This window comes from Microbacterium sp. gxy059, assembly GCF_050958665.1.
Lineage (GTDB): Bacteria > Actinomycetota > Actinomycetes > Actinomycetales > Microbacteriaceae > Microbacterium.
This window is the reverse complement of sequence record NZ_JAMXWT010000017.1, coordinates 62,270-75,821: the sequence shown is the minus strand read 5'-3', so window position 1 is coordinate 75,821 and position 13,552 is coordinate 62,270. Positions and strand designations below refer to the sequence as shown.

The 13,552-nt window shown below is 73.2% G+C and carries 9 protein-coding genes and 1 pseudogene; 2 read left to right on the top strand and 8 right to left on the bottom strand.

The features are described from left to right. Positions 1-58: 58 nt before the first annotated feature. The 5 genes and pseudogenes from NHL53_RS10690 to NHL53_RS10670 form a co-directional block, all read right to left on the bottom strand. Positions 59-1,204, bottom strand: coding sequence for a mannitol-1-phosphate 5-dehydrogenase (locus NHL53_RS10690; protein WP_433776852.1), 1,146 nt, complete (start codon positions 1,202-1,204; stop codon positions 59-61). 14 nt (positions 1,205-1,218) lie between these two features. Continuing rightward, positions 1,219-3,225: a PTS mannitol transporter subunit IICBA gene (locus tag NHL53_RS10685; protein ID WP_433776851.1), complete on the bottom strand. Its 2,007-nt coding sequence runs from the start codon at positions 3,223-3,225 to the stop codon at positions 1,219-1,221. A gap of 159 nt (positions 3,226-3,384) precedes the next feature. Continuing rightward, positions 3,385-5,034 carry a phosphoenolpyruvate--protein phosphotransferase gene (gene ptsP / locus NHL53_RS10680; protein WP_433776850.1) on the bottom strand — a complete coding sequence of 550 codons (1,650 nt, stop codon included), beginning with the start codon at positions 5,032-5,034 and terminating at the stop codon, positions 3,385-3,387. A 5-nt stretch (positions 5,035-5,039) separates the two neighbouring features. After that, on the bottom strand, positions 5,040-5,309 hold the full coding sequence (locus NHL53_RS10675; protein WP_433776855.1) for an HPr family phosphocarrier protein: 270 nt from the start codon (positions 5,307-5,309) through the stop codon (positions 5,040-5,042). A gap of 180 nt (positions 5,310-5,489) precedes the next feature. Continuing rightward, positions 5,490-5,642, bottom strand: a pseudogene (locus NHL53_RS10670) (PTS sugar transporter); the annotation flags it as partial. A 117-nt stretch (positions 5,643-5,759) separates the two neighbouring features. Between NHL53_RS10670 and NHL53_RS10665 the strand changes: the two are divergent. Then, positions 5,760-7,697: a BglG family transcription antiterminator gene (locus NHL53_RS10665; RefSeq protein WP_433776849.1), complete on the top strand. Its 1,938-nt coding sequence runs from the start codon at positions 5,760-5,762 to the stop codon at positions 7,695-7,697. 18 nt (positions 7,698-7,715) lie between these two features. On the opposite strand, the gene NHL53_RS10660 is transcribed toward NHL53_RS10665, so the two are convergent. Together NHL53_RS10660 and NHL53_RS10655 are read right to left on the bottom strand one after the other, a co-directional pair. Further along, entirely contained in the window at positions 7,716-9,374 is a 1,659-nt protein-coding gene (locus tag NHL53_RS10660) for a phospho-sugar mutase (RefSeq protein ID WP_433776848.1), read from the bottom strand. Further along, positions 9,374-10,201, bottom strand: a complete 828-nt coding sequence (locus NHL53_RS10655; protein WP_433776847.1) for a purine-nucleoside phosphorylase — start codon at positions 10,199-10,201, stop codon at positions 9,374-9,376. The genes NHL53_RS10660 and NHL53_RS10655 overlap by 1 nt, the downstream gene beginning before the upstream one ends. Before the next feature lie 62 nt (positions 10,202-10,263). Between NHL53_RS10655 and NHL53_RS10650 the strand changes: the two genes are divergently transcribed. Beyond that, positions 10,264-11,694, top strand: coding sequence for an NAD(P)H-quinone dehydrogenase (locus tag NHL53_RS10650; RefSeq protein ID WP_433776846.1), 1,431 nt, complete (start codon positions 10,264-10,266; stop codon positions 11,692-11,694). Positions 11,695-11,763: 69 nt separating this feature from the next. Here the strand turns inward: NHL53_RS10650 and NHL53_RS10645 are convergent, their stop codons facing one another. Further along, the gene (locus NHL53_RS10645) at positions 11,764-13,533 is read right to left on the bottom strand and encodes an acetyl/propionyl/methylcrotonyl-CoA carboxylase subunit alpha (protein WP_433776845.1); all 1,770 of its coding nucleotides are present in this window, start codon (positions 13,531-13,533) and stop codon (positions 11,764-11,766) included. Positions 13,534-13,552: the final 19 nt, after the last annotated feature.

Genomic DNA, 13,552 nt, shown 5'->3' with positions numbered 1-13,552 from the left:
CCCACCCTATCGCGGCGTTCGCACGTATGTTCGAGGATCGGCCGCCCCGCGCTCCCGATCACGTCGCCTGGCGCCAGGCGACGATGTCGCGCACGCGGCCGAAGAGCGCGTCGCCCTCGTCGAGGCCCGTCACCTGCCGGGTGAAGGCGTCGGCGTCGGTCTCCGCGAGGAGGCGCTGCAGCTCGACCGCCTGGTCGTCGTCAGCGTCGTCGAAGAAGAGCGCCGCGCCGATGGCTCCGAGGAGCCCGTCGACGCCGATGCCGCGCTCTGCCGCGTCCGCGGCAGGGCCGACGAAGCGCTCGTGCCGCGACAGCTTGCGCAGGGGCTGCCTGCCGACGCGCACGACCGTGTCGGGGAGCGCCGGGTTGCGGAAGCGGGCCAGGATCGTCGCGCGGTAGTCCGCCATCTCCTCGGCGGAGAAGCCGTGCGCCGCGACGAGCAGCGCGCTGGTCTCGGTCAGCGCGGCCTCCACCGCCGCGCTCACCTTCTCGTCGGCCAAGGCGTCCGCGATCCGCTCGAAGCCGGCGCGCGCGCCGTGGTACGCGGTCGCGGCGTGCCCCGTGTTCACCGTGAAGAGCTTCCGCTCGATGTAGGGGGCGAGGTCGTCGACGAAGTGCGCGCGCGGGATGCTCGGCAGGCGGTCGCCGAACGGCGCCCGCTCGATCGCCCACTCGAAGAAGGGCTCGACGGTCACGTCGATGCCCTGCCCTTCCGGCTGGCCCGGCACGATCCGATCGACCGCGGTGTTCGCGAACACGGCGCGCCGTGCGAGCTCGTCCCACTCGTCGCCCGCGAGCTCCGCGACGTGCTCGCGCAGCTGGTCGGTGGCGCCGATCGCGTTCTCGCAGGCCATGACCTGCAGAGGAGCGGCGTCGGCGGGGCGCCGCCTGAGCCCCGCGACGACGTGGGGCGCGATGAACCGTAGCACGGTCGGCCCCACGGCGGTCGTCACGACGTCGGCCGTCGCGATCTCGCCCGCGAGCCCCGTCGGGTCCTCCGCGCTGTTCACGGCGCGGAACCCCGTCACCGTCCGATCCTCGCCGCCCTCGCCGACCTCGTGCACGGTGTAGCTGCCGTGCGCGTTGATGGCGTCGACGAGCGAGCCCGCCACGTCGGAGAAGACGATCTCGTAGCCGCCCTCCGCGAGCAGCATGCCCACGAACCCGCGCCCGATGTTCCCGGCGCCGAAATGCACTGCCTTCATGGTCGTCCTCGCTCTCAGTTGATGCCGTCGGAAAGGAGCCCGTACAGCTCCTCGGGGGTGCGCGCGGCCTTCAGGCGCGCGATGGCGTCGTCGTCGCCGAACTGCTGCGCGACGGCGCTGAGGATCTCGAGGTGCGCGCCGCCCTTCCCGGCGATGCCGACGACGAACGTGGCCACGTCGCCGTCGCCCCACTCGACGCCTCCGTCGTAGCGGACGACGGAGAGGGCCGAGCCGAGCACCGTATCCTTCGCGGCGTCGGTGCCGTGGGGGATCGCGAGGCCGTTGCCCATGAAGGTCGACACGGTGTCCTCGCGGTCGCGCATCGCGGCGGCGTAGCCGTCCGTCACGGCGCCCGCCGCCTGCAGGATCGCGGCCGCCTCGTCGAGCGCCTCGTCGCGGCTGACGGATCCGGCGTGGATCCGCACGTACTCGGGCCGCAGGACGCCCGCGTCGTCCGAGGCCGGGGCGGGCTGCGCCGCCGCTTCGGGCTCCGGCGTCTCGGGGCCTGCCGTCTCGGGGGCGGCCGGAGCGTCGGAGCGCTGCGCGAGGACCATGTCCACGACCTCGTCGTAGCGCGGCGAGTTCATGAAGTTGTCGACCGAGACGTGCACGGCGTCCGGCTCGTTCTGCTTCGCCCTGTCGGTGAGCTGCTGCTGGGTGATGACGAGGTCGGCCGTGCCGTCGAGGGCCGCGATCGCCTTGTTCGTCACCGTCACGTCCGCCACGCCGGCGTCCTTGATCTTCTTCCGGAGCACGCTCGCCCCCATCGCCGAGGAGCCCATGCCCGCGTCGCACGCGAAGATGACCTTCCGGATGAGGTGGTCGGGCGCGGCCGCCGCGCCGGCGAGCCCGGCGAGCGCCGCCGAGCTCTTGCCCTTGTTCGCCTGGGTCTTCGCGACGGCGGCGGAGAACTGGTCGCCCGCCGCGAGATCGCGCTTGCGGCTCGCGCGGAGGATGACGGCGGCGATGACGAAGGTGACGGCCGTCGAGACGGTGACCGCGAGCGCGATGCCGACGTAGTTCATCGTCTGCGGCGCGGCCTGCAGGAACACGGTGATGATCGACCCCGGCGAGGCGGGGGCGCGCAGGCCCGTGCCGAACAGCATGTTGATCGCGACGCCGGACATGCCGCCCGCGACGACGGCGATCAGCAGCGACGGCTTCATCAGCACGTACGGGAAGTACACCTCGTGGATGCCGCCGAAGAAGTGGATGATCGCCGCGCCCGGCGCGGAGCCCTTCGCCGCGCCGACGCCGAAGAACGTGAACGCGAGCAGCAGGCCGAGGCCGACACCGGGGTTCGCCTCGAGAAGGAACAGGACCGAACGACCCGACTCCGCCGCCTCGCCGATGCCGAGCGGCGTGAGCACGCCGTGGTTGATCGCGTTGTTGAGGAAGAAGACCTTCGCGGGCTCGATGAGGATGCTCGTCAGCGGCAGCAGCGAGTTGTCGACCAGCCAGCCGACCGCGGTGCTGAGGACGTTCGTGATCCAGTTGACGGCGGGCGCGAGCACGTAGAACGAGAAGATCGCGGCGAGGAAGCCGAAGATCCCGGCCGAGAACATCGAGACGAGCATCTCGAAGCCCGCCCGGATCTTCCCGTCCCACAGCGCGTCGAGCTTCTTCATGAGCCAGGCCGCGAGCGGTCCCATGACCATGGCGCCGAGGAACATGTGCACCTGGGGCAGGCCGTCCGGCCCCTGGGCGACGAGCAGGTCGCTGCCGGTGATCGCGCCCATCGTGGCGATCGTGCCCACGACGCCGCCGCGCTTGTCGTGGATCATGAAGCCGCCCGTGTAGGCGATGAGGAGCGGCAGGAGGTAGTGGATGGTCGGGCCCACGATCGTCTCGAGAGATGCGTTGGGGGTCCAGCCGTCCGCGATGAAGAAGGCGGTGAACAGGCCCCAGGCGACGAGCGCGGGGATGTTGGGCATGACCATGCCCGACATGAAGGATCCGACCTTCTGGACGGCCACCCGGAAGGCTCCGGGTGCCTGCGGATCTGCGGTCTGAGAGGACATCGTCGTTCCTGCTTTCGGATCTCGGGGCTCCGCGGGGAGCGGAGCGGCGCCCGGATGTGCGGGAGAATCTATCGCGTCGGGCGCGGCCGCGACAGAGGGTCGGCGCACGCCGAGGGAGCCCGTCGGCCTGGCCGGCCGACGGGCTCCGCGTGCGGCGGATCAGGCCACGGCGGCGCGGGCGGCGGCCCGCGCATCGTCCGCGTTGCCCGCGGCGATCGCCGCCTCGGCGATGCGGCGCGCGTCGTCGATCGTGTGGCGGGTCAGCTCGGCGCGTACGTCGGCGAGCGCCGACGGCGACATCGACAGCGTCGAGACGCCGAGGCCGACGAGCACCACCGCGAGCAGGGGATCGGCGGCCGCCTCGCCGCACACCCCCACGGGCTTGCCGTTGGCGGCGCCGCCGTCGGCGGTCGCCTTGATGAGCCGCAGCGCCGCGGGGTGCCACGGGCTCTGCAGATGCGCGACGGTCCCGAGGAGGCGATCGGCGGCCATCGTGTACTGCACGAGATCGTTCGTGCCGATCGACGCGAAGTCGGCGGTCTCGAGGATCCTGTCCGCGAGCAGCGCGGCCGAGGGCACCTCCACCATCACGCCCACCGTCTTCAGCCCGAGCTCCTTCGCGAGCAGGGTGAAGGAGGCCGTCTCGTCGACCGTCGCGATCATCGGCGCCATGACCCACAGATCGGCGTCGGTCTCGGCGTCGGCCTGCGCGAGGGCCGTGAGCTGATCCCGCAGCACGTTCTCGCGGTGCTGGAGGGCGCGGATGCCGCGCCGCCCCAGCGCGGGGTTCTCCTCGTCGGCGTCCGTGAGGAAGGGGAGCGGCTTGTCCGCCCCGGCGTCGAGCACGCGCACGACGACCTTCTTCCCCGCGAAGGTCTCGAGCATCCGGCGGTAGCTCTCCTTCTGGCTCTCGACGGACGGCGCCTCCTCGCTGGAGAGGAAGAGGAACTCGGTGCGGAACAGGCCCACGCCCTCGGCGCCCTTCTCGAGCGCCTCGGCCGCGCCGTCGGGAGAGCCGAGGTTCGCGAGGAGGGGGACGGGGGTGCCGTCGGCGAGCGCTCCGGGCGTGAGCGGCGCCTGCGCGGCGTTCGCGCGCGCCTCGGCGCGTGCCGCGGCGTCCGCGAGCTGATCCTCGGTCGGGTCGGCGATCACCACGTCGTTCTCGGCGTCGACGATCACCGTCTGGCCGTCCGACAGGTCGATCTCGCCCGTGCCGACGACCGCGACGATGCCCTTCTCGCGCGCGAGAATCGCGGTGTGCGAGGTCGGACCGCCCTCCGTCGTGACGACGGCGAGCACCTGGTCGAGGTCGAGGAGCGCGGTGTCGGCGGGAGCGAGGTCCTCGGCGACGAGGACGAACGGGTGCCCCGGCTCCGGGACGCCCGGCGCGGGGACGCCCCGCAGGTGGGCGATCACGCGCTGGGCGACGTCGGCGAGATCGGCCGCGCGCTCGCCCAGGTAGCCGCCCAGCGCCTTCAGCTGCTCGGCGAACGCCGCGAACGCGCGGTGCACCGCGTACTCGCCCGTCGCGCCGCCGTCGATCTCCGCGTGCACGCCCTCGAGCAGCGTCGGGTCCTCGGCCATCATGGCCTGCGCCTCGAGCACGTCCTGGGCGGATCCCCCCGCGCGCTCGCCGCGGGCGTTCAGCTCCGCGGCGACGGCGGAGACGGCCTCGGCGACCGCGGCCTTCTCCTCGTCGGGCGTGCGCGCGGAGCGGGCGTCCGACGGCGGGGCGAGGCGCGCCGCCATGTGCGCGACCGGCCCCTGGGCGACGCCCAGGCCGATGCCGACGCCGCGGAGGTCGGCCATCTCGCTCACTCCGCGTCCGTGTCGGTCTGGAGCATCGTCGCGAGCTGCTCGAGCACGGCGTCCGCGCCGTCGCCCTCGACGGAGAGGGTGACCTCGTCGCCCGTGTTGGCGCCGAGCGAGATCACGCCGAGGATGCTCGCGGCGTTGACGGGGGCGCCGTCGCCCTTCGCGATCGTGACCGCGAGACCCGAGTTCTTGGCCGCCTCCGAGAACAGCTTCGCGGGACGCGCGTGCAGGCCGTGGGAGGAGGCGATGGTGACGGTGCGAGTGGCCATGATGTGTTCCTTTCGTGGGGAGGAGACCGCGGGCGCGGCTCCGAGGCTCTCGTTCCTGACGAGCGCGAGCGTCCTGGTGCCGTCGCGATCATCCGCGATGTCCGCGGGCAGGACCGTGAGAGTGACGCCGAGGGACTCGGCGCGGGCGCGCAGATCGCCGGCGGCGTCGCCGAGATGGGCGCCGATGAGGAGCGCGTCGACGTCGTCGAGCATCGCCGGCGCATCGGAGAGAGGCGCGACGTCGACGTCGATCTCGATGCCCGCCGCGCGCGCGGCGCGGCGCAGGCGCGCGGCGACGAAGGTGCTCGAGGCACCCGCGCCGCAGCTCACCATGATCCTCATCGATCTCATTCTCCCTATCGTGTCCCTCCGGCACGGCGATGACAACGGATGCTTGTTTCCTCCCCCGCGGAAAAGCCTCTGCCCAGGGCGCGGTGGTTGACTGGATCCATGACGAGGAGACGGCAGGCGCAGCTGCTCGCGATCCTGCTGCGACGGTCGGAATGGGTGACGGCCGCCGACCTCGCCGACCGCCTCGGGGTCACCCCGCGGAGCGTGCGCACCTACGTCACGGCGATCAACGGGAGCGCCCCCGGCGCCGACGCGATCGCCTCCGGGCCCAAGGGGTACCGGGCGACGCCCTCGGCCTCCGGGCTGCGTCTCGGCGGCGGAGAGCCCGCCAGGGGCACGCCCCGCGAGCGCCTCCACCACCTCGTGCGGCTCCTGCTCGACCGGGCGGACGGCGTCGACGTCGCGCGCACCGCCGCCGCCCTCTTCGTGAGCGAGGCGACCATCGAGGCCGACGTGCGGCGCGTGCGCGCGCTCATCGCCGACGACGAGCTCTCCCTCGCGCGCTCCGGCGCGCTCGTCTGGCTCGAGGGATCCGAGCTCGCTCGCCGACGGCTGCTCAGCCGCGTCGTGCACGAGGCGACGGGAGACCAGACGGCCGACCCGGAGGCGCTCAGGCACGCGGCGGAGGAGCTGGGCATCGACACGGCCCCCTTCCGCGCCTTCACCGCCGATCTCGTGGAGCGGCTCTCGGAGCTCGGGCTGATCGTCAACGAGCTCGCCGCGGCGGACGTCGTGCTGCACGTCGCGATCGCGGCGGAGCGCGTCGCGCGGGGGAGGCCCCTCGCGGAGCCGGCCGGTCAGCGGGCCCCCGAGCACGCGTCCGCCGCGCGCATCGTCGGGGAGCTGGCCTCGCTCCACTTCGGCGTCGAGCTGGGAGCGGGGGACCGGCACCGCCTCGGCTCGCTCGTGTGGCTGTCGATCGTGGATCCCGGTTCGGGCGGCGCGAGCGCGCGCGACGTCGATCCGCGGGTCGTCGACGCCGTGCGCGCCTCCGTCGCGCGCGTCGCGCACACGTACGCGCTCGAGATCGACGAGGCCGACCTGCGCGCGCGCCTCGCGCCGCACGTGCAGAACCTCGTGCGCCGCGCCGCGGAGCGGCTCTGGTCGCGCAATCCCATGACGCGATCGCTGAAGGCGGCGACGCCGCTCGTGTTCGAGATGGCCGTCGCGATCGCGGGCGACCTCTCCGCGGCGCTCGACGTCCCGATCCCCGACGACGAGATCTCCGACATCGCGATGCACCTCGGCGCCGCGATCGGGCCCGACAGCCGGCCCTCGGCGCGGCTGACCGCCGTGCTCGTTTGCCCCGGATACGACGCCATGCGGCAGCACCTGCGGGCGAGCATCGCGGGCGCCCTCGGCCACGAGATCGAGCTGACGGCCGTCTCGACGCGCTACGACCCCGACTGGGCGGGCTTCGACGCCGACCTGGTGCTGACGACGATCGATCCGTCGCCCGGAGGCGAGGGCGCAGCCGCGGTGGTGCGGATCTCCCCGTTCCTGTCCGAACGCGACGTCGCCCGCGTCTCGGAGGCCGCGGCCCGGGTGCGGCGCCAGCGCCGGCTGAGCGGGCTGCGCGCCGAGATCTCGCGGTGGTTCGTCCCCGGCGCGTTCGCGCGCGACATCGACGCACCCGATCCGGAGTCCGTGATCCGGCGGCTCGGGCGCGCGCTCGTCGCGGAGGGCGTCATCGGCGAGGACTACGTCGAGAGCGCCATCGAGAGGGAGCGGCTCTCCTCGACCGCCTTCACCGAGTCTCTCGCGGTCCCGCACGCGATGACGATGTCGGCCGCGCGGACCGCGATCTCCGTCGCCGTCTGCGAGCAGCCCGTCGCGTGGGGCTCGGAGCGGGTCCACGTCGTCGCGCTCGTCGCGTTCAGCGACGCGGACCGCGCTGCGTTCCAGACGGTCTTCGAGCAGTTCGTCGACGTGTTCGCCGACGCCGACAACGCGCGTCGCATCGCGCGGCGCGGCATCGACCTCCCGGCGTTCGTCGCGGAGCTCGCGGCGCTCATCGACGACCCCGCGCGGGTGTGAGCGCGGGGCCGCCCGCGCTCAGCTCGTCTCGTCGAGCAGCTGCCTGACGGCGCCCTCGAGCTGCGCGAGGACGCTGGCGGCGTCCTCGGCCGAGGATCCGCGCACGTCGAGGTAGACCTTGAGCTTCGGCTCGGTGCCGCTGGGGCGGAAGATGATGCGCGAGCCGTCGGAGAGGCGGAAGCGCAGCACGTCGCCGCCCGGCGCGCCCTCCGACGCGCGCAGCAGGTCGTCGCAGCGGGCGACCTGGTGGCCGGCGAAGGCGGTCGGGGGATCCGCGCGGAGCCGCGCCATGACCGTCGCGATGCGGGAGACGTCGTCGACGCGCACCGACACCTGCGTGCTCGCGTAGTGGCCGATCTCCTCCGCCATCTCGTCGAGCAGGTCGACGAGCGTCGCGCCGCGCTCCCTCGCCTCGGCGGCGAGTCCCAGCACGGCGACGGCGGCCGAGATGCCGTCCTTGTCGCGCACCGTCTCCGGGTTCACGAGATAGCCGAGCGCCTCCTCGAAGCCGAACACCATCCCCGGCGCGCGGGAGATCCACTTGAACCCCGTGAGCGTCTCGTGCCAGTCGAGCCCGTACCGCTCGGCGACGGCCCCGAGGCCGGGGGAGGAGACGAGCGAGCAGGCGAGGGAGGCGCCGGGCGCGCCCTCCGCGGCGCGGGCCGCGCGGCGGCCGAGCAGCAGGCCGATCTCGTTGCCGGTGAGACGGCGCCACCCCCCGTGCGAGGGCACAGCCACCGCGACGCGGTCGGCGTCGGGGTCGTTCGCGATGACGAACTCGGCGTCGCTCTCCTCCGCGGTGCGGAACGACAGGTCCATCGCCCCCGGCTCCTCCGGGTTGGGGAAGGACACCGTGGGGAACGCCCCGTCCGGCTCGATCTGCTCGGTCACGAGGGAGGGCAGCGGGTAGCCCGCGCGCTCGAGCACGCGGCGCATCGTCTCCCAGCCGACCCCGTGCATCGCCGTGAACGTCCAGCGCATGCCCTCGGCGCCGCTCGGCGCGGGAGCGACCGCCGCCGTGGCCTCGACGTACGCGTCGAGGACGCTCTCGTCGGCGATCCGGTACTCCCCGGAGCGGGGCAGGTCGCCGAGGGGCGTCGCGTCGGCGACCTCCCGGATGCGCTTCGCGATCTCGGCGTCGGCGGGCGCGACGATCTGGGCGCCCTGGTCGTCGCCGCCCAGGTACACCTTGTAGCCGTTGTCGTCCGGCGGGTTGTGGCTGGCGGTGACCATGACGCCCGCGTCGGCGCCGAGGAAGCGCACGGCGAAGGCGAGCACGGGCGTCGGCAGCAGGCGGGGCAGGAGGATCGCCTCGAGTCCCGCGCCCTGGAACAGCTCGGCGGAGTCGCGGGCGAAGACGTCGGAGTTCCGACGGCCGTCGTAGCCCACCACCACGACGGGCGTCCTGCCCTCGGGCGCGCGGTCCCGGAGGAAGCGCGCGAAGCCCGCGGCCGCCTGGCCGACGAGCACGCGGTTCATGCGCAGCGGGCCCGCGCCGAGGGCGCCGCGCAGCCCGGCCGTGCCGAACTGCAGCCGCCCCGCGAAGCGGGCCTCCAGCTCGGCCGCGGCGGCCTCGTCGCCCGCGACCGCCCCGTCGACGATCTCCTGCAGCTCGTCGCGCGTGACCGGATCCGGATCCTGCGCGATCCAGTCGCGCGCGCGGGAGACGGCGTCCATCAGATCCTGCCGATCACGTCGGCGAGCAGCTGCGAGATGCGCCCCTCGGCGGCGCGTCCGGCCTCGATGACCTCGGCGTGGCTCAGCGGCTCGGGCGAGATGCCCGCGGCGAGGTTCGTGATGAGCGAGAAGCCCAGCACCTCCATGCCGGCCTCGCGGGCGGCGATGGCCTCGAGCGCGGTCGACATGCCGCAGATGTGGCCGCCGATGGCCTTCGCCATCTGCACCTCGGCCGGGGTCTCGTAGTGCGGTCCGCGGAACTGGCAGTACACGCCCTCGTCGAGCGACGCGTCGACCCCGCGGGCGAGGGCCCGCAGGCGCGGCGAGTACAGGTCGGTGAGGTCGACGAAGGTCGCCCCCTCGAGCGGCGAGTCGGCGGTGAGGTTGATGTGATCGCTGATGAGCACGGGCTGACCGGGCGACCAGCTCTCCTTCACGCCGCCCGCGCCGTTCGTGAGCACCATGGTCTTCGCGCCCGTCGCCGCGGCGGTCCGCACGCTGTGCACGACGCGGCGCACGCCGTGGCCCTCGTAGTAGTGGGTGCGCGCGCCGATCACGAGCACCCGGGATCCGCCGGGGGTGCGCACGCTGCGCAGCGTGCCCACGTGCCCCGCGAGCGCGGGGGAGGAGAACCCGGTCACCTCGGTGGCGGGGATCGTCGCCGTCGTCTCGCCGAGGAGCTCGGCGGCGCGGCCCCATCCGCTGCCGAGCGTCACGGCGATGTCGTGCCGGTCGACGCCCGTCAGGCGGGCGATGTCCTCCGCCGCTCGGGTCGCGACCTCGAAGGGGTCGGCGGGGGGATCGAGCGGATGCGTCGCGGTCGTCATGAGCCAACGATAACCGGGGAAGCCCTCAGGGAGAGGTCGGCGGATGGGGGAGAATGGGAGGCATGACCTTCGACTTCGCCCGCAAGCAGAGGATCGCGATCATCGGCGGCGGCCCCGGCGGCTACGAGGCGGCGCTCGCGGGCGCCCAGCTCGGCGCCGAGGTGACGCTCATCGAGAACACGGGCGTCGGCGGATCCGCCGTGCTCACCGACGTGGTGCCCTCCAAGACCCTCATCGCGACGGCCGACGCGGCGCGCGCGATCGACGAAGCCGGCGACCTCGGCGTGCAGTTCTTCGCGAGAGGCGCGGCGGGCAAGCCGCTCAAGCCCGAGGTGGCGATCAACCTCCTCGCCATCAACAAGCGCATCCTCGCCCTCGCCGGACAGCAGTCGGAGGACATGCGCGAGAGCCTCCTCGAGGCCGGCGTGCGCATCATCTCGGGGCACGGGCGTCTCGAGGGCGACGACGCGGTGGTCGTCTCCACGGGGCCGGACGGGACCGACTTCGACCGGATCGAGGCCGACACGTTCGTCCTCTCGGTCGGCGCGTCCCCCCGCGAGCTCCCGGCGGCGACCCCCGATGGAGACCGCATCCTCACGTGGAAGCAGATGTACAACATGTCCGCGGTGCCCGAGCACCTCGTGGTCGTGGGGTCCGGCGTCACGGGAGCCGAGTTCGCCTCGGCGTACATGAACCTCGGCGCGCGGGTGACGCTCGTCTCGAGCCGCGACCAGGTGCTCCCCGGCGAGGACGCCGACGCCGCGGCGGTGCTCGAGAAGGTCTTCACGCGCGGGGGGATGACGCTGCTCGCGAAGTCGCGCGCCGAGAGCGTCGAGAACACCGGCGAGGGCGTGCGGGTGACGCTGTCCGACGGATCCGTCGTCGAGGGATCCCACTGCCTCATGGCCGTCGGCTCCGTGCCGAACACCCGAGACCTCGGCCTCGAGGAGGCCGGCGTCCAGCTCGCCGACTCCGGCCACATCCTCATCAACCGCGTGGGGCGCACGTCGGTGCCCAACATCTACGCGGTGGGCGACTGCACCAACCTCATCCCGCTCGCCTCCGTCGCCTCCATGCTCGGGCGCACGGCCGTGTTCCACGCGATGGGGGACGCCGTCATCCCCTTCTCGGAGCACAAGATCGCCTCCAACATCTTCACGACCCCCGAGATCGCGACGGTCGGGTGGACGTCGGCCACCGCGGAGGACAGCACCGCCTGGAAGCTGCCGCTCTCGGCGAACCCCCGCGCCAAGATGATGGGCGTGCGCGACGGCTTCGTGAAGCTGTTCGTGCGCCGCGGATCCGGAACCGTCGTCGGCGGCGTCGTCGTCGCCCCCAAGGCGAGCGAGCTCATCTACCCGATCGCGATCGCCGTCGACCGCCGCCTGACGGCCGACCAGCTCGCCCGCGTGTTCACCGCCTACCCGTCGCTCGCGGGCTCGATCGCCGATGCGGCGCGCGCCCTGCACGGCGTGGACCAGCGGGGCGACTGACCTCGCCCCCACGACGACGGCCCCGCTTCCTTCGGGAAGCGGGGCCGTCGTCGTGCGGCGCGCGGGTCCTCAGAGGATCTCGAGCAGCCGGTGGCCGGAGCCGATGGTCTGGCCGACGGGGGCGTCGATCGAGCGGACCTCGCCGTCCTTGTGGGCGTGCAGCGGCTGCTCCATCTTCATCGCCTCGAGGACGGCGACGAGGTCGCCCTTGACGACCTTCTGCCCTTCCTCGACCGCGACCTTCACGACGGTCGCCTGCATGGGGGACACGAGGGCGTCGCCCGACGCGCCCGACGACACGGACGACGCCTGGTGGCTCCGGCGGGACGGCGGCACGCTGGCGGGGCGCCCGGTGCGGGCGGCGGGCTGCGCGACGTGGTCGGGCAGGCTGACCTCGATGCGCTTGCCGCCGACCTCGACGACGACCGTGTGCCGCGACTCGACCTCCGACGGGCCCTCCGGCTGCCCGTCCCACGGCTCGATCTCGCCGGCGAACTCCGTCTCGATCCAGCGGGTGAACACCCCGAACTCGCCGGACTCGGCGGTGAACGCCGGATCCTCGACCACGACGCGGTGGAAGGGGAGGACCGTGGGAAGGCCCGCGACCTCGAACTCGGCGAGCGCACGACGGGCGCGCTCGAGCGCCTGGGCGCGGTCGCGGCCCGTGACGATGAGCTTGGCGAGCATCGAGTCGAAGGCGCCTCCGACCTCGTCGCCCTGGACGACGCCCGAGTCGACGCGCACGCCGGGTCCGCCCGGCGCCTTGAAGACGTGGATCGGGCCGGGCTGGGGGAGGAAGCCGCGGCCGGCGTCCTCGCCGTTGATGCGGAACTCGAAGGAGTGGCCGACGGGCTCGGGGTCGCCGTAGTCCAGCGTCTCGCCCGCGGCGATCCGGAACTGCTCGCGCACGAGGTCGAGGCCGGTGACCTCCTCGCTGACGGGGTGCTCCACCTGCAGGCGGGTGTTCACCTCGAGGAACGAGATGGTGCCGTCGGCGCCGATGAGGAACTCGCAGGTGCCCGCGCCGACGTAGCCGACCTCGCGGAGGATGGCCTTGGAGGCGTCGTAGAGGATGCGGTTCTGCTCCTCGGTGAGGAAGGGCGCGGGCGCCTCCTCGACGAGCTTCTGGTGCCGGCGCTGGAGGGAGCAGTCGCGGGTCGAGACCACGACGACGTTGCCCGCCGAGTCCGCGAGGCACTGCGTCTCGACGTGGCGGGGGCGGTCGAGGTACTTCTCGACGAAGCACTCGCCGCGCCCGAACGCGGCGACCGCCTCGCGGGTGGCGGATTCGAAGGCCTCCTCGACCTCGTCCAGCTCGCGGGCGACCTTGAGGCCGCGCCCGCCGCCGCCGTAGGCGGCCTTGATGGCGATGGGGAGGCCGTGCTCGTCGGCGAAGGCGATGACCTCGGAGGCGTCGGCTACGGGCCCGGGGGTGCCGGGGGCGAGCGGAGCGCCGACCTTCTCGGCGACGTGCCTCGCGGTGACCTTGTCGCCGAGGGCGTCGATCGCCTCGGGCGACGGGCCGATCCAGGTGAGCCCGTCGTCGATGACGGCGCGCGCGAACGCGGCGTTCTCGGCGAGGAAGCCGTAGCCGGGATGCACCGAGTCGGCGCCCGACCGGCGGGCGATCGACAGCAGCTTGTCGGCGACGAGGTAGGTGTCGGCGCTCGTCGTGCCGTCGAGAGCGTAGGCCTCGTCGGCGAGGCGGACGTGGAGCGCGTCGCGATCCTGATCGGCGTAGACGGCGACGGAGGCGATTCCGGCGTCGCGCGCCGCGCGGATGATGCGGACGGCGATCTCGCCGCGGTTCGCGACGAGAACCTTGCGGAGTGCTGGCATGGCTTCGAGCCTAACGAGC